This is a genomic window from Desulfovibrio faecalis, assembly GCF_053570625.1.
On sequence record NZ_JBRBQR010000001.1, the window covers coordinates 1,863,557 to 1,886,456 of the forward strand.

The 22,900-nt window shown below is 57.0% G+C and carries 18 protein-coding genes; 13 read left to right on the forward strand and 5 right to left on the reverse strand.

What is annotated here, in order from left to right:
* Positions 1-272 precede the first annotated feature (272 nt).
* Positions 273-3,350, reverse strand: a complete 3,078-nt coding sequence (locus ACUZ79_RS08330; protein WP_449251296.1) for a hypothetical protein — start codon at positions 3,348-3,350, stop codon at positions 273-275.
* 226 nt (positions 3,351-3,576) lie between these two features.
* On the opposite strand from ACUZ79_RS08330, the gene ACUZ79_RS08335 reads away from it, so the two are divergent.
* Entirely contained in the window at positions 3,577-3,840 is a 264-nt protein-coding gene (locus ACUZ79_RS08335; protein WP_449251297.1) for a hypothetical protein, read from the forward strand.
* Positions 3,841-4,078: 238 nt separating this feature from the next.
* Here ACUZ79_RS08335 and ACUZ79_RS08340 read toward each other — a convergent pair whose 3' ends face one another.
* A complete protein-coding gene (locus ACUZ79_RS08340) occupies positions 4,079-4,474 on the reverse strand; it encodes a hypothetical protein (protein ID WP_449251298.1) in 396 nt (131 codons plus the stop codon).
* Positions 4,475-4,610: 136 nt separating this feature from the next.
* On the opposite strand from ACUZ79_RS08340, the gene ACUZ79_RS08345 reads away from it, so the two are divergent.
* The 7 genes from ACUZ79_RS08345 (at position 4,611) to aat (ending at position 12,193) form a co-directional block, all read left to right on the forward strand.
* On the forward strand, positions 4,611-5,813 hold the full coding sequence (locus ACUZ79_RS08345; RefSeq protein ID WP_449251299.1) for a sensor domain-containing diguanylate cyclase: 1,203 nt from the start codon (positions 4,611-4,613) through the stop codon (positions 5,811-5,813).
* Positions 5,814-6,030: 217 nt separating this feature from the next.
* On the forward strand, positions 6,031-6,336 hold the full coding sequence (locus tag ACUZ79_RS08350; protein WP_449251300.1) for a hypothetical protein: 306 nt from the start codon (positions 6,031-6,033) through the stop codon (positions 6,334-6,336).
* Positions 6,337-6,622: 286 nt separating this feature from the next.
* The gene (radA, locus tag ACUZ79_RS08355) at positions 6,623-7,966 is read left to right on the forward strand and encodes a DNA repair protein RadA (RefSeq protein ID WP_192112012.1); all 1,344 of its coding nucleotides are present in this window, start codon (positions 6,623-6,625) and stop codon (positions 7,964-7,966) included.
* A gap of 11 nt (positions 7,967-7,977) precedes the next feature.
* Complete coding sequence (locus ACUZ79_RS08360; protein WP_240824558.1) at positions 7,978-8,619, forward strand: class IV adenylate cyclase; 642 nt, start codon at positions 7,978-7,980, stop codon at positions 8,617-8,619.
* Positions 8,620-8,638: 19 nt separating this feature from the next.
* Positions 8,639-8,959, forward strand: coding sequence for an ATP-dependent Clp protease adapter ClpS (gene clpS / locus ACUZ79_RS08365; protein WP_022659235.1), 321 nt, complete (start codon positions 8,639-8,641; stop codon positions 8,957-8,959).
* Between the two features lie 9 nt (positions 8,960-8,968).
* Positions 8,969-11,281 (forward strand): ATP-dependent Clp protease ATP-binding subunit ClpA, encoded by a 2,313-nt coding sequence (gene clpA / locus ACUZ79_RS08370; protein WP_449251301.1) that lies wholly within the window; start codon positions 8,969-8,971, stop codon positions 11,279-11,281.
* Between the two features lie 132 nt (positions 11,282-11,413).
* Positions 11,414-12,193 (forward strand): leucyl/phenylalanyl-tRNA--protein transferase, encoded by a 780-nt coding sequence (aat, locus tag ACUZ79_RS08375; RefSeq protein ID WP_449251302.1) that lies wholly within the window; start codon positions 11,414-11,416, stop codon positions 12,191-12,193.
* Here the strand turns inward: aat and ACUZ79_RS08380 are convergent.
* A complete protein-coding gene (locus ACUZ79_RS08380) occupies positions 12,157-12,648 on the reverse strand; it encodes a hypothetical protein (RefSeq protein ID WP_022659238.1) in 492 nt (163 codons plus the stop codon). The genes aat and ACUZ79_RS08380 overlap by 37 nt on opposite strands.
* 57 nt (positions 12,649-12,705) lie before the next feature.
* On the opposite strand from ACUZ79_RS08380, the gene uvrB reads away from it, so the two are divergent.
* From uvrB to dapB, 3 genes are all read left to right on the forward strand, one after another.
* Positions 12,706-14,736, forward strand: coding sequence for an excinuclease ABC subunit UvrB (gene uvrB / locus ACUZ79_RS08385; protein ID WP_449251303.1), 2,031 nt, complete (start codon positions 12,706-12,708; stop codon positions 14,734-14,736).
* 89 nt (positions 14,737-14,825) lie between these two features.
* Positions 14,826-16,955: an NAD-dependent DNA ligase LigA gene (gene ligA, locus ACUZ79_RS08390; protein WP_449251304.1), complete on the forward strand. Its 2,130-nt coding sequence runs from the start codon at positions 14,826-14,828 to the stop codon at positions 16,953-16,955.
* Between the two features lie 16 nt (positions 16,956-16,971).
* Positions 16,972-17,760 (forward strand): 4-hydroxy-tetrahydrodipicolinate reductase, encoded by a 789-nt coding sequence (gene dapB, locus ACUZ79_RS08395; RefSeq protein WP_449251305.1) that lies wholly within the window; start codon positions 16,972-16,974, stop codon positions 17,758-17,760.
* A gap of 251 nt (positions 17,761-18,011) precedes the next feature.
* Here dapB and ACUZ79_RS08400 read toward each other — a convergent pair whose 3' ends face one another.
* A complete protein-coding gene (locus ACUZ79_RS08400; RefSeq protein WP_449251306.1) occupies positions 18,012-20,327 on the reverse strand; it encodes a methyl-accepting chemotaxis protein in 2,316 nt (771 codons plus the stop codon).
* Positions 20,328-20,581: 254 nt separating this feature from the next.
* Positions 20,582-21,502: a DMT family transporter gene (locus tag ACUZ79_RS08405; protein WP_449251307.1), complete on the reverse strand. Its 921-nt coding sequence runs from the start codon at positions 21,500-21,502 to the stop codon at positions 20,582-20,584.
* 261 nt (positions 21,503-21,763) lie between these two features.
* Here ACUZ79_RS08405 and ACUZ79_RS08410 point away from each other — a divergent pair, with 261 nt between their 5' ends.
* Both ACUZ79_RS08410 and panD read left to right on the forward strand, forming a co-directional pair.
* The gene (locus tag ACUZ79_RS08410) at positions 21,764-22,186 is read left to right on the forward strand and encodes a hypothetical protein (RefSeq protein ID WP_027180902.1); all 423 of its coding nucleotides are present in this window, start codon (positions 21,764-21,766) and stop codon (positions 22,184-22,186) included.
* A gap of 263 nt (positions 22,187-22,449) precedes the next feature.
* Positions 22,450-22,863: an aspartate 1-decarboxylase gene (gene panD / locus ACUZ79_RS08415; RefSeq protein ID WP_022659245.1), complete on the forward strand. Its 414-nt coding sequence runs from the start codon at positions 22,450-22,452 to the stop codon at positions 22,861-22,863.
* The last annotated feature ends 37 nt before the right edge of the window (positions 22,864-22,900 follow it).

The following is a 22,900-nucleotide window of genomic DNA, read 5'->3' on the forward strand; positions in this document are numbered from 1 at the left end:
TACACTTCGCTTCAGTTCCGCACCGGCATAGAAATAAGACGCGCTCGGAGCTTGAAAAGGGGTTTGGACTGATTTTTTTACTTTTTTTTGTAAAAAAATAAAAAATCAAACAAATCAAGCATGTTGAGTTTTGCCCCGCTCCGGATGCCTTTTCTCTGCGGTGTAACCGCGCTCAATACTTTGGGCAAGGAGCACTACCGGAGGCAGAGCGCGCAGTCAAGCTCGACTTGTCCTGATGCTGTTTTCTTATTCGTGCCTCGGCCCATGCAAAGTCAGCACAGGCAGGGGCATGTGCCCAGTTTTGACCGCGCCTCGCGGCGGAGTTCCTTCACATAGGCCCTGTTATTTTGCAGATAAAAGGCCAATGCACGGGCAAAATCTTTTTTCAGCAGGCCCTCAAGAATGAGGGTGCTGATTTCCCGTTCGAGCGAGAGCAGGGCGTGCATGCCAATGACAATGCGCCGTTCCTCTTGCGGCAGAGCGCACAGCTTGCGCCAGAATACCTCCCGGGCGCGGGGCTGATAATACCACATGTACATCATGTCCAGAAGGTGCGTTACTATTTGCCGTGCTGCTGCGCGGTCTTTGCCGTACAGCATGCGCCAGTATTCCGCAGGGTCTTGCAGCATTGTTTCAAGGTCTTTGCTGGGGAACAGCAGTTCCTGCCGGGCCAGGCTTTTGTATATCTGCGTAAACTTGCTGTCGTAATCACATTGCCGCATGCGCAGATACATGTTGCGGTCGGCAAAACCTTCAATGATGGATGCCACCATGTCGGACGAACATTTGGAAACAATGGCCGCGCAGTTCTGCATCAGGTTTATGGGATCAGGCAGGTGCATCGCGGTAAAGCAGAGCAGCAAGCCTTGCCCCATGATCATGGAAAGCGGAATGGAAAGCGCGCTACGAAAGAGGTTGCCGACAATGGCTTCCTTGGGCAGGCCACGGTAAATGTTGTGCCCTGAAATATAGGCGCTGTTGATCATGGCTATGACCGTATAGACCGCAAGCGCGTTGTCCTGCACCGTCAAGCCCATGAAGTCCTGCAAGAGCCACAGGCGCACCACGACCTCAAGCAGCGGAACGGATATGCCCGTGTAAAACAGTGAATCAGCCATGCGGCTCCAGCTCACATAGCGTTTCCACGGCACAAGCACAGAGCGGGTAAAGGCCCCACCGCCCACAACAGCCTGCCCCACGTTGCGCACCGCTGTAATGGCAAACCATATAAGCGCGCCAAACCATGTGAGCACCCACCAGCCGTCCACATAGCTAAAGGCCCACTGCGCGGGCAAAAAACCTGCCAGGATTTTGAGAACATTGACAATGTCGCTGTTCATGTATTCGGGCGACCAGAAAGGGATTTCCCCTTTTTCCGGGCCGGGCGTCTGCTGCATTTCGCGGTTCACGCCCTTGGCGTCAACACCGCCCAGGGTCACAAGGTTGCCGTCATGGCCCACGCTGGTGGTATTTTTTTCAAGGCCCCAACCGCGCACCCGGTGGCAGCCCAGATTGCCAAGGCCGGGAACGTGCCTGAGCAGGCGCTGCCACCATGGTTGCGGCTGCGCTGGCTCATGGTAATGCGTGAAGCGGTAAATATCCGTATGCACGGGCAGGGTGAGGCGCAGGGCATTGTCTTCGCGGCGCAGAACAGCGCGGGCCTTGGGGGGCAGCGTTTCCACAAACACAAGCCCCATGCCGTGGGTGTGGTGCGAGCGGCTGGTGGAGTCCGTGCCGATGCGCGAACCCAGCGGCGAAAGCGCATAAAATTCCTGCAGCTGCGGTATATGCCCCAGTATCTCCTGAAACAGAGGCATACGCGGGGAATCTTTGGGTTCCTTGCTGATAATGCTGCGGATGACCTGCTTGAGCCTCGGGGTGCTGCCCTCGTTGACGGCCCTTTGCAGTGTGTTGATTTCTTCCACGTGAGCAAGCTGACCGGCAGTCCACTCGCGCAGGTTAAAAAGCTCAAGGTGGGTAATGCGCCCACGGCCCAGCCACAGCAGTTCCAGCACGTCTTGTTCCGTCAGCCCGGCAAGGTTGAGTACAATCTGGCAGGGATGCAGCGGATAGATGTTTTCCAGCAGAAATTCCGGCGACTGCTGCAAAATAGCGGGCAAATCCTTGTGCGGCTTGTAGGGGAACACGATCTCCGGGTTGGCCTCCGGGCCGAGCCAGTCATCGCGCAGCATGTCGGGCACCATGTCGGTCAGTTCCGTCAAACTTTCGCGCAGTTTGGCCGCCCGTGCGGGGTTTGTTTCCGCAGTCAGGGCCTCGCGCAGGCGTTCGCCGCGCAACTGCCGCATGGGCTCCAGATGATGATAAATAAATTCGGCAAGATGCAGCGAGGACGGCTGCTTTTGACCCACATAGGCAAGAAAAGCCTCTTCCTTGATAGGCTCCGGCGCGGGCATATCCCAGCGGGCAGCCAGCGAGGCGGCGTGCCTCTCGTTCCAGGCCCGCAGGAGCTTGAGCACGTAGGCGCGCATCCAGTCGTTGACGGGCGCGTACTTGCGTAGCGCGTCTGTGATGTCCTTGCGGTGCAGCAGGTTGTCAAAAGCTCTGGAAGTTTCGGTATTGAGCGGCGACCATGTAAATTCCACCAGTTTGTCGCGGAACGTGGCCTTGAACTCAATGCCGATGCGCACCGTAATGTCCATGATGCGCGCAGCGCGCAGCAGTTCCTGGGCAGCTTCGGGGTCAACGGTATTATAGTAGATCACCGTCAAAAAGCGGATGCCCTTGATCCACGCATCCATGACCAGATGGGTGGGATTTTTGCGCCCCTTGGTGTTGGCGTCGTGCACGTGGTGGTCAAAGGCGTGCTGATTCCATTCCTCCGGCATTTCAAGCAGGTGGTATTTGCGCAGCAATGCCCGCACAATGCGCGGCGTGCCGCGCACGGCCTGATGAAATTCGTGCGCGAGGGGCAACTGGTGGCTGGCATCGTTATGTGAGCGCACGAGGTCTTTCATGATCTGCACCAGCACGCGCGCTGTATTGTTTTGCAGCGAAGAATGCGTGGAGTACAGAACCTCGTCGTGCAAGCGGCGCAGAGCCTGCAATCTCTCGCTGGGGCCGCCGGCCTCCAGGCTTTCCAGCAGCACGATGACGGCGCTGGCAAGGCGCAGGCCGTGCGAAGAGGTCATTTCAATAATGCCGTGGGGGTGCAGGCCCGGTTCGGGCTGACGCAGGGCGTGATCCTGGGCGCGGGCGTCCACAAAGGCGTTCACCATCTGGATGAGCTTGTGGTCCTGCCTGTCGAACAGCAATGAAGAAAACTTCCGGTGCGCGTGTTCGCGCCCATCGGTTGCGGAACCGTTGGTAGTGGTACTTGTAGAACTGAGCATGTATAATGTCGGGAAAAAGTGCTTAAAGATATTTGCAGCGGCTGCATGCCCTGCAAGCTGACCGTATCAAGATATGATGCAGTGCAAGTGCGCGAAAGTCCAGCGTCATGTTTCTGCCAGCGGGCATGCGCTCATGCGCATTGATAAAAAAGCCATACTGCCGTTAAATGGCAAAAAGCAGTCTCCTGCACGGATGCCCGCTCTAACCCGTTACCTTGGAGGATATATGTACCAGCAAACCAATGAACTGGCCGGGGGGCATGTGTTCGCCTCGGCTCAGGAAATGATGGACTGGCTTGAAAAGGCCATGACTGACAATATCTGGAATAACAAGGATCAATACCGGTTTGAGGCTGATCCCTACGCCTATGTGGTCAACTATGCCGCTGCCGCCGGGCTTGAACTCGACGATGCGCAACTGGGCGACATGCAGCGGCGTGTCGCCCAGTGGGCAGAGCAGCGCTTTGCCGAGACTATGATGGAAGAATAGCTGTCTTTTCTTTTACTGCTGGCTGCTGCGGTGATTGCAATGCAAAGCGCGGGAGATGATCAAAAAATTCAGGTGGTTTGCACTGATGTTTACCGACAGCAGTCAGCAATGTTTCGTTGATAACAAATTTTAATCCGTTACTGAAAACTGATGGTGCAGGTTGTATTGATATGTCAGTTGCAGTATTTCAGAATGTTACGTAAAACCGTACACAGTAAATGTAATTATTTTACTGAGGTTATAAAATTTTATGTGCAATGGTTACATTTTGGGGTTGCCAAACGCGCATAAATTGATGAAGGTGCTGGAGGTAATTTTCTTTACGGCAAACGCAAGGGAATATGGCTTGTGAATATGGTTTTTTGTATATGAAATCATTGTTTGGACTGCTCAGAACGCAAATTGAAGAACGTCCAACTCGAGCAATATTTTTGCTTTGGTCTTTATCACTTCCTGTTGCTGCATTATTTTCATTGCTTGTAGCATTGCACTGGCGTTCAGAGCGTTTATCAGTTGCAATTGATGAAGCAGAATATTCTCTGTCGCAACGAGTCCAGCGCGTTGCTGAAATGGCAGACCTTAAATTTGATACAATAAGAAAGCTCACCGGACTTCTGGCTACAGACTCACGCATTATTGCCGCTCTGAAAGGAGAAGGGGATTTTGCGGAATGCACCCGCTACCTGCAGAGCGTGGGGGACACTCTCCGGCTGCACCGTGCGTTCCTGCTTGACAAAAACGGCGTGTGCGTTGCTTCCAACGATGCCGGGATGCCCAAAAATCTCCTTGGCGTTAATCTTGCCGACCGTGATTATTTTATCCGGGCCATGGCTGGCGAAAGTTCCGTGCAGTTTGTTGTAGGGCGGGTTTCAACAATTCCCGGTTTTCATTTTTCCGCGCCTGTCAGCGGGCCTGATGGCTACCTTGGCGTGGCTGTGCTCAAGGTTGATACGGACACGCTTGCGCAGCAGCTTTACCTGCCCACGGGTTTTGTTACGGACAAGGCGGGCGTGGTGGTGCTCTCCGATTCACCGGGGAACATGCTGCGCGTAGTGCCTGGCGAGAGTGCCGCCTCGCTTGCCCCGGCCAAGAGTCTGCTCCGCTATCAGCGAGAAAGTCTTGAACCCGTGTATCTGCGTAAAGTGGATGTGGACGGCTACGATGCATGGGAGCTCAGCCCCGGTGGCTCGCCCTACTTGTGCAAGACGGTACGCATAAGTAAAGAAGGGCTCAGCGTGTACGGCTTTGAGAACCTTGCACCTCTGCTGGCTGACCTTGCGGAAAACTTCCGCATGCATCTTGCCACCACGTTTATTTTTTTTGTGCTTGGTTTTGCGGTCATAATAGGTACCACCGTGAACCTGCTGCGCGACAGATATCTGCGCAAAACCTTGCAAAAACTTAATGATACCTTGCGGGTTCAGGCGCAGCATGATTCCCTGACAGGGCTGCTCAACCGCAGGATGTTTGATGAAATGGCCGAAGCCTGGTTTGCCCAGACAATACGGCTTGGCGTGCCTTTTTCGCTGGTGCTGTTTGACATCGATCATTTCAAGCGGCTGAATGATGCTTTCGGGCATCAGGCCGGCGACCATGTTCTGCGCGAAATCGCCAGATGTGTGAGCATCCGCCTGTCCCGCAGGGGCGACAGGGTTTTTCGCATTGGTGGAGAGGAATTTGCCGTGCTGGCCAGCGCGGCAGAGGAGCGGCAGATCGTTTCCCTCATGGAAAAGATCCGAAAAACAGTGGAGGATATGCGCCTCCAGCATCCCGATGGGGCCGACAAGGTCGTAACCATCTCTTTGGGCGGCTTGCTGGTGCGAGGCTGTTGCGATATGTCGTTTGACGAAGCGTTCAAAAGGGCGGACGAAGCATTATACAGCGCCAAGGCTCAGGGGCGTAACCGAAGCGTATTGGCAGGCAGTTGCGGCGCTGAGGAGAATAAGGACTGTTTGATACGTCCTCATTCCTGACACAGCGCATTTATGCGCTCTCCATTACGAAGTTTTTCGTGCTCAAGTTTCCAGGTTCACGCTGATAATCCATATAGTTGCAATCATGCTAGATGCAACGGTGTAATGTTCTTCTTTTTTATGTTGACTTTGAATTTCAATTTCATAAAATACTGCCTGTCGCCCCAACCGGGCTTCACTGTTTACCGCCGCAAAGGCATACAGGAGAACAGGTAAAATGTATAACCGTTTTGGAACAACGCAGGAAATGATGATCCAGACCGTTCAGGAAAATGGAACGGAGGCCGTGCTGGCCATCGACAGCAGGGGCCTGTATCTGACCACCGCCCAGTTTGTGGGACGCCCCATTGCCGACCGCAACCGCTATAGTGGTGTGCGTAACGAGGTGCCGCAGAGGCTTGCCGCCCTCGGGCTGGATGTGGAAGCTCTGGTGACCGCAAACCAGCACCGCATTCAGGTGGAGACCGTCTCCTCCAAGAAGGTCAACCCCCTCAAGGCCTCCAAGCGTGGTTCCAAGGGCTAGGCTGGGGCAACTGCCAAGTTTGCAACTATCCATACTCCAGAACAGGATGTGGCTGAAAATGCCCGACTGCTCAGGTTGACGCCACAGGCCGAAATTTTACGGCTGTATACCAGCGCCCGTTGTTGATACGATTGCCCGTACAGGGTTCCGTTCAACAACGGGCGCTGTTGCTTCAATCTCGCCGGAATTTTTATTGCGCCAGCCTTGCAGGGGAGGGGCAGAGGGGGCTGCATTGCCCGAGCGCTCATGCCTTGCGCCCTGTGTACTTTTTCCGTAGGCTTTATTCATGTCGAAAACACGTGAAATTTATATATGCTCTTCTTGTGGCTCACAAACCATGCAGTGGCGTGGGCAATGCCCCAACTGCCATGAGTGGAATACGCTTCAGGCGGCTGTGCAGCCCAAATCCGCCCCCGGTGGCAACAGGCCCCGCGCTGCCACGGATTCTTCCAGCCGACCCATTGCGTTGCGCGATGTGGAAGATGCCGGGCACGCGCCCTACGGCAGCGGCCTGAAAGCCCTTGACCGCGTGCTGGGCAAGGGCCTTGTGCCCGGTGCGGCCATTCTTGTGGGCGGCGAGCCGGGCATCGGCAAATCAACCCTTCTGCTCCAGGTGGCGGGGCTTGTTGCGGCGCAGGGCAGGCGCGTTCTCTACGCCAGCGGCGAGGAATCCCTGCCGCAGATCAAGGGCCGGGCCGAGCGGCTTGGCATGCTGGATCATAATCTGATGGCCATCGCCACCTCCCGCGTGGAGGACGTGCTCGAAGCTGCCAATGCCGCGCCGCCAGCCCTGCTGGTGGTGGATTCGGTGCAGACCCTCACAAGTCTTGAGGCCGATGGCCTGCCGGGCAATGTCAGTCAGGTGCGGGCCGTGGCTACCACCCTGCTTGAGGCCTGCCGCCGCCTGTCATGCACCCTGATTCTGGTGGGGCACGTGACCAAGGACGGTGTGCTGGCTGGCCCCCGCCTGCTGGAACACATGGTGGACACCGTTATTTCGCTTGAGGGCGACCGCCGCCAGATGTTCCGCCTGTTGCGCGTGTTCAAAAACCGCTTTGGCCCCAATGAGGAACTGTTGGTTTTTCGCATGGAAGCCTCGGGCATGCAGATTGTGGACGATCCCTCCACGTTTTTTCTGGGTCAGCGCGATCCTTCGCTATCCGGTACTGCCGTGGTCATGGCTGTAGACGGGCAGCGCCCGCTGGCAGTGGAGGTGCAGGCCCTTGTTTCCCGCACTTTTCTGAGTATTCCGCGTCGCGCGGCCCTTGGTTTTGACGTGGCCCGCCTGCATTTGCTGCTGGCTGTGCTGGAAAAAAGGCTCAAGCTCAACTTTGGTCAGGTGGATATTTACGCCAAGGTGGGCGGCGGCATGAAGCTGAGCGAGCCGGGGCTTGATCTGGCGCTGGTGGCTGCGGTGCTTTCGTCGTATTATGATGTTCCGCTGCCGGAAAAGAGCGTGCTGTGGGGCGAGGTTGATCTCAACGGGCAGGTGCGGCCCGTATCCGCGCAGGATTTGCGCCTTACGCAGGCGCGGCGGCTGGGCTTTGATCCCATTGTCCACCCGGCTGTTGAGCAAGGCGGCATCAGCACCATAGCCGCCTTGCAGCAAAAACTGTTTCATCGCAAGTAAAGGCGGCGGTTATGGGCCTTGAGATTGAACGCAAATATCTGCATGTGAATCTGCAAAGCCTGCGGCAGGCGCTTGTGGACAGCGGGGCGCACTGCCTTGGCGCGCATTTTGAGTGCAACTGGGTGTTTGACACTGCCCAGGGAGCGCTGGTCACAGGCGGCAAACTGCTGCGTTTGCGCAGTCAGGAATGGCAGGACAAAACGCGCCACCTGATCACGCTCAAGTTGCCCGCCACGGAAGACGGCGGCTTCAAGGTGCGCGAGGAGCGCGAAACGGAAGTTGTCGATGGCGCGGCCTTGCGGGGTATTCTGGAAGGGCTGGGCTATACGGTGGCGGCCCGGTACGAAAAAGTTCGCGAGCCATGGCGCATGGACACCGTGGAAGTGGAGCTGGACGCGCTGCCCTTTGCCCAGGTGGTTGAACTGGAAGGCCGGGCGCAGGATATTGCAAGGGTCGAGAAGCGTCTGAACCTTGACAATGCCGAAATAAGCATCAAAAGTTATCATGAGCTGCATCAGGAATGGTTGCGGCAAAACAACAAGCCGAAACAGCTTTCCTTTGTGTTTGACGAAGCGCAGAGGGCGCACTGGCGCACAGTGCTGGGCCTGACCGACAAGGCCGATGTCAACACGGATTCATCGCGGCAGAGCTGAAACGTCTTGGGAGCCATGCATGTCTTTTATCCCCGACAATCAAACCAGCGGCGACAGCCGCGTAATCGTGGAAAAAAAACTCAAGGAACCGGATCGCTACCGGGTGCTCCTGCACAATGACGACTATACAAGCATGGAGTTTGTGGTGTCGGTACTGTGCGGCATTTTCCACAAAACCGCCGAAGAAGCCACGGCCATCATGCTGGCGGTACACCAGCGCGGGGTAGGCCAGTGCGGCATATACACCCTTGAAATAGCCGAGGCCAAGGTTCGGCGTGTGCACAACACGGCGCGGGCGGCTGGGTATCCCCTTAAATGCACCATGGAAAAAATCCATTGAGATAAGCCTATGTTGAGTAAAAATGTTCAGTTGGTCATTCGGGACGCCCTCATGGAAGCCCACCGGCGACGGCATGATCTGTTGACTGTGGAGCATGTGCTATTTGCGCTGACCAACAGCATGAAGGGGCGCATCATTCTTGAGGGCAGCGGGGCAAGCGTGCCCGTGCTGCGCGAGCAGCTTGAGGAATTTTTCAACAAGGAACTGGAACCCGTTTCCCTGGCGGAAAAGCACGAAGTCTCGCAGACAGACAGCGTGCAGCGCGTGCTTGAACGCGCGTTGGAGCATATCCGCTCATCCGGGCGCGACGCTGTGGAGCTTGGCGACCTCCTCATTTCCATCATGGATGAGGAAGAAAGCTACGCCCACTTCTATCTGCGCAAACAGGGCGTTGAACGGCTGGACGTGCTGACTTTTATTTCGCACGGGCTTGATGAAGGTTCCGGTTCGCGCGGCGTGGAAGCCGGGGCCGAAGCCGGGGACGGCGAAGCCAAGGCAGACCCCCTGGCCCAGTATACCGTTGAACTTACGGCCCGTGCCAGGGAAGGCAAGATTGACCCCCTCGTGGGCCGCACTGCGGAGCTTGACCGCGCGGTTGAAGTTCTGTGCCGCCGCCGCAAGAACAACCCCCTCTTTGTGGGCGACCCCGGCGTTGGCAAAACAGCCCTGGCCGAGGGCCTTGCCCTGCGCATTGTGGAAGGCAACGTGCCTGAAATGTTTGCCAAAACAAAGCTCTATGCCCTTGATATGGGCCTTCTGCTTGCAGGCACCCGCTACCGGGGCGACTTTGAAGGCCGCCTCAAGGCCGTGGTGCAAAAGCTCAAGGAGCAGCCCGACTGCATCCTGTTTATTGACGAGATCCACACCATCGTGGGGGCTGGTTCCACCTCTGGCGGCTCGCTTGATGCGTCCAACCTGCTCAAGCCCGTGCTCGCCAATGGCGAAATCCGCTGCATTGGTTCCACCACCTACGAGGAATACCGCAACCATTTTGAAAAAGACCGCGCGCTGGCCCGCCGGTTCCAGCGCATTGACCTTACCGAGCCGACCACGGAAGAATGCCTTGGCATTCTTGAAGGGCTTGAGCCGCGTTATGCGCAGTATCACCACGTGCGTTACAGCCCTGCGGCCCTCAAGGCCATGGTGGATCTTACCGCGCGCCATGTGCGCGACCGCCTGCTGCCCGACAAGGCCATTGACGTGCTGGACGAAACTGGCGCAGCAGTGCGTCTGGGCCGTGGCGTAACGCCTGCCGGAAAGCCTGCCAAAAAGAGCGGCAAGGACGCCCCGCTGGTAGGAGTGCCCGATGTGGAACGCATTGTGGCCCGCATGGCGGGAATACCCGTGCGCACTGTCTCCGGCAAGGAACGCAACAAGCTGGCAACGCTTGAGAAAGACCTCAAGAGTCTTGTGTTCGGGCAGGAAAAAGCCATTGAGCTGACCGTGCGCGCCATTCTGCGCGCCCGCGCCGGGCTTGGGCAGGAGCAGCGCCCCGCTGGGGCCTTCCTTTTCTACGGGCCTACGGGCGTGGGTAAAACGGAAGTGGCCCGCAGCCTTGCCAAACTCATGGGCGTGGAGTTTCTGCGCTACGACATGAGCGAATACATGGAAAAGCACTCTGTTTCGCGGCTCATCGGCGCCCCTCCAGGCTATGTGGGCTTTGATCAGGGCGGGCTCATGACCGAGGCCGTGCGCAAGGCTCCATATTCCGTGGTGCTGCTGGACGAAGTGGAAAAGGCACACCCGGATATCTTCAACGTGCTGCTCCAGGTGATGGATTACGCTACGCTGACGGACAACACCGGGCGCAAGACGGACTTTTCGCACGTTATCCTTATCATGACCTCCAATGCCGGGGCCTTTGAAATGTCGCGGCCCGCCATGGGCTTTGGCGGCACGGCCCCGCAGGATGCGGCGCACAAGGGCCTCAAGGCTGTGGAAAATACCTTCAGCCCTGAATTCCGCAACCGGCTGGACGCGCTTGTTCCCTTTGGCAGCCTCACAGAACCCATGATGTTGCGCATTGTGGACAAGTTTGTGGGCGAAATCCGCACCAGCCTTGAGCAGCGCGGCGTAACGCTTACACTTACGGAGACCGCCCGCAAGTGGCTGGCCCGCAAGGGTTTTGATCCCTCCATGGGGGCGCGGCCTCTGCGCCGTCTGCTGCGCACGGAGCTGGAAGACCGTCTAGCGCACGAACTGCTCTTTGGTTCGCTCAAAAAGGGCGGCAGCGCAAAGCTGACAGTCAAGGGCGAAGAACTGGCCCTTGAACATGAGGGCAGCGCGGCAAAAAGCCGTAAGCCGATGCCTGTAGACGCCTGATTATATGCACAAAGGCGGGCCGGGGCTGTTGCCGAATGCGGCAGTCCCGGCCCGTTTGCGTTGACGCTGTTTTCAAGGGCATCCGCCCCATCCCCCAAATATTCAAATGGTACTCTGTCGGCAAAGGACGCTATGATCGGGGCATTTACAGCACTGGCCTCTCAATTTCCGCCGCCGGAATCAGCCCGTGAAGACGGCTTGCTGTGTCTGGGCGGCGATCTGCGTCCAGAACGTCTGGTTGCTGCCTACAGCCGTGGGATTTTTCCCTGGTACTCCAAGGGAATGCCCATCCTTTGGTGGTCGCCGGATCCCCGCTGCGTCATGCCCCTTGAGGGCTTTCGTTTGCCTGCGCGCAGCGCGCGCAAACTGCGCCTGCATCCTTTTGAACTGACCCACAACGCCGCTTTCGGGCGGGTTATCCGCGCCTGCGCAGCACCAAGGGACAAGGAGGGCGGCACCTGGATTATTGACGACATGATGCGCGCTTACGAAGACCTGCACGCCCTTGGCTATGCCCATTCCATTGAGGCCTGGCGCGATGGCGAACTGGTGGGCGGTCTGTACGGCGTGGCGCTTGGACGGGCCTTTTTTGGCGAATCCATGTTTCACACCCAGCCCGAAGCCTCGCGCGCCGCACTGGCAGGGCTTGTGGCCCTGCTGCGCCAGCGCGGAGCAACCCTGCTTGACTGCCAGCAGGAAACGCCGCACATCATGCGCATGGGCGGCGTGATGCTCCCGCGCGCAGTTTTTCAGGCCGAACTTGAGCGCGCCCTTGCCTCGCAAACGCAAACAGGCGCTGCGCAAAGTTGCGCAACGCCTGAAATGGCTGGAAGCGGCCTGCCGTTTCCGTGGCTGCCCTGGGGAGTTGCGTACAGCTATTCCCCGGACGGCTTCTGGGCGGCCAGATCGTAAAAACCATAGGCCGGGAAGGGCAGCGGGTAGTCGCGCACCGCGTCAAAGCGGATGAAGCCCGTGGTCTTGCCTTCGCCAATGCCTGCCAAGGGCGCAACGCCCATGGGCACGGGCAGATCAAGCGGGCAGACCGTGATTTTTTCAATCTGGTCGGCATAGCGCTTTTCAAGGTATTCCACCAGCGCGTGGCTTTCTTCTGCAGTGAAGGATTCAAGCACGCAGCGCAGGGCGGCTTCTTCCGTAGCGCCTTGCAGCACTTCTGCCGGAACGGAAGGGTCAGCCGGGGCCACAAGGCCAAGCCCCTTGATGGCTTCCACTTCGGCATCAGTTGCGCCGGGGCGGAAAATCTGCACGTCCAGATGGCGACAGCCCTTGAAGGTGCTGAGGGTTGCGGCCACAATGAAAACCCGGTCGATGGGCAGATCTATCTGAGAAGGTACGAAGATTTTTTCCATGGCAATTCCCGTTCGTTATTGATGTAATCCTGTCCTCTTACTCCAAAACATAATATTATGGAAGATAATCCGGTTATCCCATTCAGCCTTGAAACGGCATACACGCCTACGGGCGACCAGCCCACGGCCATTGACGCTCTGGTGGACAATCTTCAGGCCGGGGTTCCCTCCCAGGTTTTGCTGGGCGTTACAGGCTCCGGCAAAACCTTTACCATGGCCAACGTCATTGCCCGCTGCAACCGCCCGGCGCTGGTTCTGGCCCCCAACAAAACACTGGCAGCACAGCTTTACGGCGAGTTCCGGGGGCTGTTTCCGCGCAATGCCGTGGAATATTTTGTCAGCTATTACGACTATTACCAGCCGGAGGCCTATGTTCCGGCTTCCGATACCTATATTGAAAAAGATTCGTCCATCAACGACAATATTGACAAGCTGCGCCATGCCGCCACTCACGCCCTGCTGACCCGGCGCGATGTGATCATTGTGGCTTCGGTTTCGTGCATTTACGGCCTTGGCTCGCCGGAATATTACGCCAAGATGGTCATTCCCGTTGAGGTGGGACAGCACTTCCCCATGGACAAGCTCATCACCCGTTTGGTGGAAGTGCACTACGAACGCAACGATTACGACTTCCACCGTGGTACCTTCCGCGTGCGCGGCGATGCCCTTGAAATCATTCCCGCCTACCATCACGAGCGGGCGCTGCGGCTGGAATTTTTTGGCGACGACATCGACCTCATGCGCGAGATTGACCCCCTCACGGGCGAGGTGCTGGCCGAGGTAAGCAAAACCGTGCTGTACCCTGCCAGCCACTTTGTTTCCGCGCAGGACAACCTCAAGCGAGCTGCCAGCGACATACGCGATGAGCTGGCGGTGCGTCTTACGTATTTCAAGGAGCATGGGCAGCTTGTGGAGGCCCAGCGCATTGAGCAGCGCACCCAGCTTGACCTCGAAATGATTGAAGAACTGGGCTACTGCAACGGCATTGAAAACTACACCCGCCACCTCGACGGCCGCAAGCCGGGCGAGCCGCCGTCCTGTCTGCTCAATTACTTTCCCGAAGATTTTCTGCTCTTTGTGGACGAATCGCACATCACCATTCCGCAGGTGGGCGGCATGTACAAGGGCGACCGCTCGCGCAAACAGACCCTTGTGGACTACGGTTTCCGCCTGCCCTCGGCGCTGGATAACCGCCCCCTCCAGTTCAACGAGTTCACCAACCTGCTCAATCAGGTAGTTTACGTGTCGGCCACGCCCGGCAAGTACGAGCTGGATCAGGCTCAGGGCATTGTGGCGGAGCAGATCATCCGCCCCACGGGCCTTGTGGATCCGGTGGTGGAGGTGCGCCCCACCAAGGGCCAGATGGAAAACCTGCTGGGCGAATGCCGGGGCAAGGTCACGCTGGGCGAGAGGGTGCTGGTCACCACCCTTACCAAGCGCATGGCGGAAGACCTCACCGAATACTGCTGCAACATGGGCGTGCGGGCGCGCTACCTGCATTCGGATATTGATACGCTTGAGCGCATGCAGATCATCCGCGCGCTGCGGCTTGGGGAATTTGACGTACTGGTGGGCATCAACCTGCTGCGCGAGGGGCTGGACATCCCCGAAGTGTCGCTTGTGTGCATTCTGGATGCGGACAAGGAGGGTTTTTTGCGTTCCACAGGTTCGCTTATCCAGACATTTGGCCGCGCCGCGCGCAACGCGCAGGGCAAGGTGATACTGTATGCGGACAAGATCACTGATTCCATGCGCGCCGCCATGGGCGAAACCGAGCGCCGCCGCGCCAAGCAGTCGGCCTACAATGAAGAGCACGGCATCACGCCCACGAGCACCCGCAAATCGCTTGAATCGCCACTGGATAGCCTGTATGTGGAAGATGGCGGCGGACGCGGGCGCGGCAAGGGCAAGGGCAAACAGCGCGAGGCAGATGCCGTGCCGCTGACAGCCGAGGATGTTGCTGTTCTTGTTGCCAAGCTTGAAAAGGAAATGCGTCAGGCGGCCCGCGATCTGGAATTTGAACAGGCCGCAGAGCTGCGTGACCGCATCCGCATTTTGCGGGCCAGGCTTATCGCCATGCCCGAATAGACAGGGGCGCTTGCCCCTGTGAGCAGTGCCGCCGCAAAGCCCGTAAACCAAACAGGGACACGGCGGCTGACCATAAAAAAGGTTTTTTCATGTCGCAGAATTCACGCAATGGCAGGCAGGAGCAGAACAGCCTCTTTGCCACTGGCCCCGCTGGCGGCCCAAGCAACGAGGAACGCAACCGCGCCCGCTGGCTGGCCGCCGAACTGGAGCGCCACAATTATCTGTATCACACGCAGGATGCGCCGGAAATTTCGGACGACCAGTTTGACGCGCTGTTCCATGAGCTTGCCGCGCTGGAAGACCGCTGGCCCGAGCTGCGTTCTGCCCATTCGCCCACCCTGCGCGTGGGCGGCAAGCTGCTGGACGGCCTCGCCAAAAAAAGCCACAGCCGTCAGATGTACGGTCTGGACAACGTCTTTTCTGTGGAAGAGTGGCGCGATTTTGTGGAGCGTATGCGCCGCGCATGGGATACGGAAGTCAACGGCCCCCTGCCGCAGGCCTTCTGGTGTGACCCGAAGCTTGACGGCCTCGCGCTGGAAATCATCTATGCGAATGGCGTGTTGCAGGAAGCTCTGACGCGCGGCGATGGCGAAGTGGGTGAAGTCGTCACCGAGGCCGTGCGCACCATCCGCACCGTGCCTCTGCATCTCAGGGGCGAAGGGCCGTTTCCCGCGCGGCTTGAAGTACGCGGCGAAGTGGTGATGTTTAAAAAGGATTTTGACGCCCTCAACGCCCGGCAGGAATCTCTGGGGCAAAAGACCTTTGCCAATCCGCGCAATGCCGCCGCCGGGACTCTGCGTCAGCTTGATATCTCGGTTACGGAATCGCGCCCCCTGCGTTTTCTTGCTTACAGCCTTGGCGATGCGCAGTGGGTCCCGGCGCAGCCCTGCCGCCTGCATTCGGATCTGATGGCCCGTCTTAGGGAATACGGCTTTCTTACGCCGCCAAACGGCAAGCTCTGTGCGAATCCGCAGGATGTAGAAGAATATGTGAACTGGGTGCGCGAGAACAGGCCGGAATTTGCTATGGAAATTGACGGTGCCGTGGCAAAGCAGAACGACCTTGAAGCCCAGGAGGCGCTCGGCTTTACTGCGCGCGCGCCGCGTTTTGCCGTGGCCTTCAAGTTTCCGGCCATGCAGGCGCAGACCTTGCTTGAGGGCATAGAAATTCAGGTGGGCCGCACAGGGGCGCTTACGCCTGTGGCCATGCTTGCGCCTGTGGCTGTGGGCGGGGTCATGGTTTCGCGCGCAACCCTGCATAATGAGGATGAAATCCGCGCGCGCGACGTGCGCGTGGGCGATACCGTCATTGTGCAGCGCGCGGGCGATGTTATCCCCGAAGTGGTCGGCCCGGTGCTGGATAAACGGCCCGCAGGCGCTGAACCTTATCAGTTTCCCCGCACATGCCCGGCCTGTGGGCAACCTGTGTACCGCGAAGAAGGCGAGGCTGCCTGGCGGTGCGAGAATCTGGCTTGCCCCGCCATCCGGCTGCGCTCCATAACCCACTTTGTTTCCAAGGCCGGGCTTGATATTCAGGGCGTGGGGCAAAAGTGGATCGAGCAGCTTGTGACCAGCGGGCGCGTACAGTCGCCAGCCGATCTGTTCAGCCTCACCGTGCAGGAGCTGCTGGGCTTTGAACGCATGGGCGAGGTGCTGGCGCAGAAGTTTGTGGATTCGCTGGAAAACGCCCGCCACACCGCGACCCTGCAAAGGCTTATCAGCGCCCTTGGCATCCGCCACGTGGGCGAGCAGACGGCCCGCACCTTGGCGGCGCGCTTTGCCGATCTGGACGAACTGGAAAATACCACGGTGGAAAGCCTGCTGGCCCTGCCCGATGTGGGGCCGGAAGTGGCTTCGTCCATACGCAACTTCTTTGACAGCCCAGCCAACCGCGAGCAGCTTGCGCGGCTCAAGGAGAACGGCCCGTGGCCCAAGGGCGCGGATTCGGCTCAGGGCACGCAAACCCTTGCCGAAGGGCCGATGGCTGGCAAAACCATTCTCTTTACAGGCACCATCAGCGTGCCGCGTGGCACGGCGCAAAAGTGGGCCGAGGCCGCCGGGGCTGTTCCACTTGGTGCTGTCAGCAAGAAGCTGGACTATCTGGTTGCGGGCGAAAAGGCGGGCAGCAAGCTGGACAAGGCGCGCTTCCTTGGCGTAACCGTGCTGGATGAAACGGAATTCAAAAACCTGTTGCGTGAATCCGGCATTGAGCCGGAATAACGGAAACGGAGAAGCTATGAGCACTTCTATTATTGTGGTCGGGGCCAGCGGGCGCATGGGCAAAACCATCAGCGGGCTTGTGGAAGCCGACCCGCAGTTCACCCTTGCGGGGCTGGTGGACAGCCCGGAGCGCATAGCCGCTCTTGCGGGCGCTGCCTGCCCTGTTTCCGACAGCTTGGCGGCCCTCTTGCCCAAGCTCCCGGGGGCAGTGGTCATTGATTTCACCGCGCCTGCGGTGAGCCTGCAATCGGCCAAGGCCGTGGCGCAGACCGGCAATGCCCTTGTGATCGGCACCACGGGTTTTACCGATGAAGAAAAGGATGAGCTGCGCGTCCTTGCCGCCAAGGCCCCGATTTTCTGGGCCTCGAACATGAGCATCGGGGTGAACGTTCTGCTCAACATCCTGCCCCAGCTCACCAAGGCCCTTGGCGAAGATTATGATATTGAAATGGTGGAACTGCACCACAACCGCAAAAAGGACAGCCCCAGCGGCACGGCCCTGACCCTTGGTGAATGCCTTGCCGAGGCCCGCGACTGGAAGCTCAACGATGTGCGCTGCTCCGCCCGTGACGGCATCATCGGCGCTCGCCCCAAGGAGCAGATCGGCATTCAGGCCATACGCGGCGGCGATGTGGTGGGCGTGCATACCGTGTACTTTATGGGACCTGGGGAGCGCATTGAAGTGACCCATCAGGCCCACTCGCGCGAGAATTTCGCGCGTGGCGCTATCCGCGCCGCCGGCTGGATGGCAGGGCAGAAGCCCGGCAAGCTCTACAGCATGCAGGATGTGATCAAGGATATTTAGTACACATCACTGGTTGTTTTGTCTGGACGAAATTTCTGTCTTGAATGTTTTTTGTACAGACCAAAGCCAGGTGGTTTAAAAAGGCCCGTTTTCGTCCAGTGGCAGCACGTTAGGTGCTGCATTGAACGAAGGCGGGCCTGATCTGTTTTATGGGCCAGAGCACGATAACGCCCCTGAATGGTAGACCATTCAGGGGCTTTGAGTTTGTTGCAGGGGAGGGCAGGCTTGCGCGCTGCCCCCTTTGTGCGTTTTTAGGAAACCATCTGCGCAATGAGCTTTTTGAGTTCCTGCGCCTGCTTTGCCAGTTCCGTCACTGCGTTGGCAGATTGCGACATGGCGGAGGCCGTCTCAGAGCTGATGGTATTGATCTGTTCCACGGCGCGGTTGATCTCGTCGCTGGTGGCCGACTGTTCTTCTGCGGCTGCGGCGATGGAATGCGCCTGATCCGCAGCCTGATCCACCAGCACCACAATTTCTGAGAGCGCCTCGCCGGAGGTTCCGGCAAGTTCGGTAGTCTGCTCGATGGTATCTACAGTCTGGTTGACCTGATCAATGTTCTGCGTGGTGCCATTCTGGATGCCCTGAATGGCGGAACCAACCTCGCGGGTTGCCTGCATGGTCTTTTCCGCCAGTTTGCGCACCTCGTCGGCCACAACTGCAAATCCGCGCCCGGCTTCGCCCGCGCGCGCCGCCTCAATAGCTGCGTTAAGGGCCAGCAGGTTGGTCTGATCTGCAATGTCTGAAATCACGGTCATGATCTGGCCGATACTCTGGGCCTGATCGCCCAGCGAGGCCATACCGGTCTTAAGGCCCATAGCCTGCGTGTGCAACTGGTTGATGCCCTGCACCACCTTATTGACCACTTCTGCGCCGTGTTCCGCCTTGCGCTTGGCATTAATGGTGGTGTCGGACGCGCCGCCCGCATTGCGCGCAACTTCAAGCACCGAGGCATTCATCTGCTCCATGGCGGTGGCAGTTTCAGAAACGCGCTGCGTCTGCTGATCCGCGCCACGGCTGGCCTGTTCCACCTGGGTGGAAAGCTCTTCGGTCGCTGTGGAAAGCCTGTCAGCGATGGCATTGGCGTTCTGCGCCACCTGGGCAACGGCATCACGCTGTTGCTCGATGGTGGCCTGCTGCTTTTTGATTTCCGTCAGGTCAAACACAAGCGTCATGGCACCCACAATGTTGTCGTCCAGATCGCGGATCAGCGAGGCATCAATGCGCAGGTTTTTGTGCTGGCCGTCTGCAAAGGTCATTGCAGCTTCAATGCCATGTGCGTTCACTCCCTCGCTCAGACATTTATGACAGATGGTGCGTTTGTTGGCATCCCCGTAGAAAAATTCTGCGGCAGACATGCCAACGTAATCTTTAAGTTGACCGGTTTTCCCTACAAGTTTAATCATGGCGTCATTTACATAGGTAATATGCACGTCAGTATCTGCAACGAGGGTGGGGAAGGTGATGCCCTGCAATACGCCGTCAGCAAAGCCCAGACGGTTCTTCAGCACTGCTGTGGTGTCTTGAAAATTGCCCGCCAGTTCCGCAAGTTCAAATCTGAAATTGCCCGTGAGCGCGGCCTTGAAGTCGCCGTGCGCGATCTGCGCGCTGTAATCCATGATGTTCTTTAGCGGGGAGGTGATGACCCGGCGAACCATAAATACAATGCTGCCAAGCAATACAACAAAAATACCAATGGCAACGGCAATCAGAATGTTGCGTTGTTCAACAGCATCTTTTGCAAGATCGTCTGTAAAGGCGGAGGTGCAGACAAGCCAGCCTGTTCTTTCAATGGTTTGAAAAACAATTACCTTCTCCTCACCCTGAAATTCGTAATCAAAAGAGCCGTTCTTGATTTTGAGCGCCTTGGTTACAAATTCCAGCTTGCTGACATCGCTCATGTGAGTTTCAGCATTGGGGTGAGCGATAACGCGACCGTTGGCGTCAATAATAAATGCATAACCATGGTCTGCAACTTTTATGTTAAAAACATGGCTTTTAATATAATCAAGCCAGTTTATGGTCACGCATACTGCACCAATGGGCTTACCTGTGCCGCTAAAAACCGGGGTAGCAATGGCAAATATTTCTTTTTTTGTGGTTTTTGCAATAACGATGTTGGGGTCAATGGCATCCTTTCCCTGCATGGCAGTTTTAAAATAGCCCCTTTCACTGTAGTTATTGCCAATAAAATTTTCTCCATTGGAGGATGCTCCGGAAACAGCAACGCCCTGCGCATTTAGAACAAAGATGGAATTGATGCCCTTGTATTCTTTTATGAGGGCTTTGATCAGGGCGTCCATCTCGGCGCTGTCGCCCTCGATGGCTTTTCTAGCCTGACCGCTCTGCGCCGGAACCTTGATCATGCTCATGTTTGCATCAATCAAGTCGTTGATGTTGGCAATGAGACCATTGTTGATGATCTTCATGCCGCCAACAGATGTATTGTTGACAATGTGGTATGAAGATTTGCCAACGTAAACAACAAAAATGGAAACGCCGATAAGCAGAATGACACTTATCAGTGCAGCTATAACAGTATTCACGCTCTTGAATGACAGGCGCAGCATGGTAACCTCCCGTGAACTCGTGATGCTATTGTGATTATAATGTGGTGGTAACGTGTGCTAAAAAAATTAGCATTCCGTTAACACTTCACATCTCTCTAGAATATTATCACTTTTACTAGTTTAAAAAATCGTCAAATCCAATATAAACTTTATATCATTTGTAATAATATTTTATGTAACATGCAGTATTAAAGTATGTATTCATGTGATTATTTAAATTTAAAATTTTGATTGCAGCGAAGATATCGCTTATATCATCGCCTGCTGAGCCTGAATACAGCGCCAAGAATGAGAACGCCGCCTGCAAAAATTCCCAAACCGGGAGCATCGTTAAAGAGCAACCACGCCGCAATTATGGCGTAGACTGGCTCAAGCGTGATGATAACAGCTGCCTGCCGGGCCTTGAGGGCGGTGAGGCTGCTTACGTAAAGGCTGTAGGCGAGGGCGGTGCACAACAGGCCCAGGCAGATAATCCACAGCCAGTCCAGCGCGGCGATGTGCGGCACATCCGCTGCTGCAAAGGGCAGAAGGCAGATGATTATTACCGTATTTTGCCACCAGCAGGTCTGCATGCCAGACATTCCCCCGGCAAAGTGCCTGTTTGCTATGGCCACCAGGCCGTAAACCGCAGCGGAAACAATGCCCCACAGCAGGCCGTGTGTTGCAGTATCAGCCAGCGAAAACGAGGGCGTCAGACACACAAGCCCAATGCTCACCATGCCAATGCACTGCAATTCCCTGGCGCTTGGGCGTTCGCGGTAGGCTATGGCTTCAAACAGGGCTGTAAAAGCGGGAAAGCACGCAAAACCGAGCGTGCCCACCGCAATGCCGCCCAGTTTTATGCCCATAAAAAATGTAACAAAATGGAGGGTCAGCAAAATGCCGCTTACGGCAAGGCCTGTCAGGTCGCGTGCCGTAATTCCATGCCATGGCGGATCACGCCGGATAAGGCAGATGCAGCCAAGAGCGGCCACTGCTACCACGGCCCTGCCCCAGACAAGATCAATGGCGGAACACTGGCACAATTTGCCAAAAATGCCAGAAATACCAAACAGAACAGTGGCTGCGTGCATGCGGATCAGGGCTGCGCGCACGGCGCTTTGCTGCATTGCGTCCTTCTTGGGTGCTGTGGTAGATTGTAATTGTGAAGGCGCAGCCTGTCTGGCATCCTGCATGTAAGCTCCTTTATTCTGTCTGTGTGTTATGGATACATTCAAGGGCAGCGCGCGGCAAGCAGGGCGGGGCAAGGGAGCATGCATCTGGCCTATTTGCCATAAGCGCGGCCTGATCTGCGGTAAGCCCAGACAATGTTTCTGGAAAAAAGTCTAGATTTTATCTTGAAATTCACGGGCAGGTAGTGTAGCGCAAAAAGAAAACATAGCGTAACACGATGCTTGGCGAACTTGCGCCAGGCCGCACGCAACATCGGGGGCATCATGCCGCAGGTCGCAGCACGTATTAACGACGATCAGGAACGCTGGCTCAAAGACTATTTCCGCACAAAGAGCGCGGGGGCGGAGTTTATCCTTCCCTGGGCGGTGGACACGTTTTTTCGGGCAATCACGGGCATCAAGCATATCTTTAGTGCTGCGGAGCTGAAAACCATTGTGGAAGCCCACAAGGATATGAAGCTCATGCCCGACCATACGCGGCTTTCGTATCTTTTGCTGCGCGTTACGGATGCCTGCGACATCAACGGCGTACATCTGCGGCATGGGGCCAGCAAATCCAGCCTTGAGGCCAAGATCAAAAGCCTGGACGACACGCAGGCCACAGCCCTGATGGTATGGGCCTCTGCTTTTTGGGTCAGCCGCAACTGTTCTGCGGAAAATATGGACGAGTACATCAAGGCCTATTGATTTTTTTGCACCGTCTGCTTAGGTTCACACCGCTTTTGCGGCCCGGAGCATAGCGACCAAGGCGGGGCCGCGCCCGGTGAGGCTTGCGGTGCGCTTCATAGTTGTTGTAGACCGTGCTCATGCGTTTGCCGCTACCGGACGGCGCGAGGGGTTGCCCTGTGTTGGCAACCCCTGCGGGGCGGGCAACTGCCGGATTCGGCATCATTCATGGTCGCTTGTGCGACCTTTTTTTAGGCGCGTCCAACCGCGCAAGAGAGTTTGTCATGCTGCAAATACTGCGGGCAAAACTGCATTGCATTCGTGTTACCGGGTGCGAACTGAACTACCACGGTTCGGTGACGCTTGACCCGGAGCAGTGCCGCGAGGCGGGCATCTACCCGCTGGAATTTGTGTATATCTGGAACAAGAGCAACGGACAGCGCATTTCCACCTACGTTATCTACGGCGAGCCAGGGTCGCGCTGCTGCATACTCAATGGTGCGGCGGCCCGTGCCTGCCAGCGTGGGGATGAAGTCATCATCAGTGCTTACGAATATGTGAACGGCCCGCAGGATCTGTACAGCCGCAAACCCGTTGTGCTGACCTTTAACGAGGACAACAGCATTCATGAGCGCCTGCGCTACGTGGTTGACGGCGAGGAAGATGGCGACTTTGGCTTTCATGTGGAAACCGAATAGCCGCAGGCTTCGGCAGAACGCGCAAAATGCTCTTGCG

Excerpts from the sequence above, each read along its gene's own strand:
- ACUZ79_RS08330 (WP_449251296.1), bottom strand. The coding sequence starts at position 3,350 with ATGCTCAGTTCTACAAGTACCACTACCAACGGTTCCGCAACCGATGGG.
- aat (WP_449251302.1), top strand. The coding sequence starts at position 11,414 with ATGATCGGGGCATTTACAGCACTGGCCTCTCAATTTCCGCCGCCGGAA.
- ACUZ79_RS08400 (WP_449251306.1), bottom strand. The coding sequence starts at position 20,327 with ATGCTGCGCCTGTCATTCAAGAGCGTGAATACTGTTATAGCTGCACTG.
- ACUZ79_RS08350 (WP_449251300.1), top strand. The coding sequence starts at position 6,031 with ATGTATAACCGTTTTGGAACAACGCAGGAAATGATGATCCAGACCGTT.
- ACUZ79_RS08410 (WP_027180902.1), top strand. The coding sequence starts at position 21,764 with ATGCCGCAGGTCGCAGCACGTATTAACGACGATCAGGAACGCTGGCTC.
- ACUZ79_RS08405 (WP_449251307.1), bottom strand. The coding sequence starts at position 21,502 with ATGCAGGATGCCAGACAGGCTGCGCCTTCACAATTACAATCTACCACA.
- radA (WP_192112012.1), top strand. The coding sequence starts at position 6,623 with ATGTCGAAAACACGTGAAATTTATATATGCTCTTCTTGTGGCTCACAA.
- ACUZ79_RS08345 (WP_449251299.1), top strand. The coding sequence starts at position 4,611 with ATGCCCAAAAATCTCCTTGGCGTTAATCTTGCCGACCGTGATTATTTT.
- clpS (WP_022659235.1), top strand. The coding sequence starts at position 8,639 with ATGTCTTTTATCCCCGACAATCAAACCAGCGGCGACAGCCGCGTAATC.
- ACUZ79_RS08380 (WP_022659238.1), bottom strand. The coding sequence starts at position 12,648 with ATGGAAAAAATCTTCGTACCTTCTCAGATAGATCTGCCCATCGACCGG.
- ACUZ79_RS08340 (WP_449251298.1), bottom strand. The coding sequence starts at position 4,474 with ATGCGTGAGTCTGTAGCCAGAAGTCCGGTGAGCTTTCTTATTGTATCA.
- panD (WP_022659245.1), top strand. The coding sequence starts at position 22,450 with ATGCTGCAAATACTGCGGGCAAAACTGCATTGCATTCGTGTTACCGGG.
- dapB (WP_449251305.1), top strand. The coding sequence starts at position 16,972 with ATGAGCACTTCTATTATTGTGGTCGGGGCCAGCGGGCGCATGGGCAAA.
- ACUZ79_RS08360 (WP_240824558.1), top strand. The coding sequence starts at position 7,978 with ATGGGCCTTGAGATTGAACGCAAATATCTGCATGTGAATCTGCAAAGC.
- clpA (WP_449251301.1), top strand. The coding sequence starts at position 8,969 with ATGTTGAGTAAAAATGTTCAGTTGGTCATTCGGGACGCCCTCATGGAA.
- uvrB (WP_449251303.1), top strand. The coding sequence starts at position 12,706 with ATGGAAGATAATCCGGTTATCCCATTCAGCCTTGAAACGGCATACACG.
- ACUZ79_RS08335 (WP_449251297.1), top strand. The coding sequence starts at position 3,577 with ATGTACCAGCAAACCAATGAACTGGCCGGGGGGCATGTGTTCGCCTCG.
- ligA (WP_449251304.1), top strand. The coding sequence starts at position 14,826 with ATGTCGCAGAATTCACGCAATGGCAGGCAGGAGCAGAACAGCCTCTTT.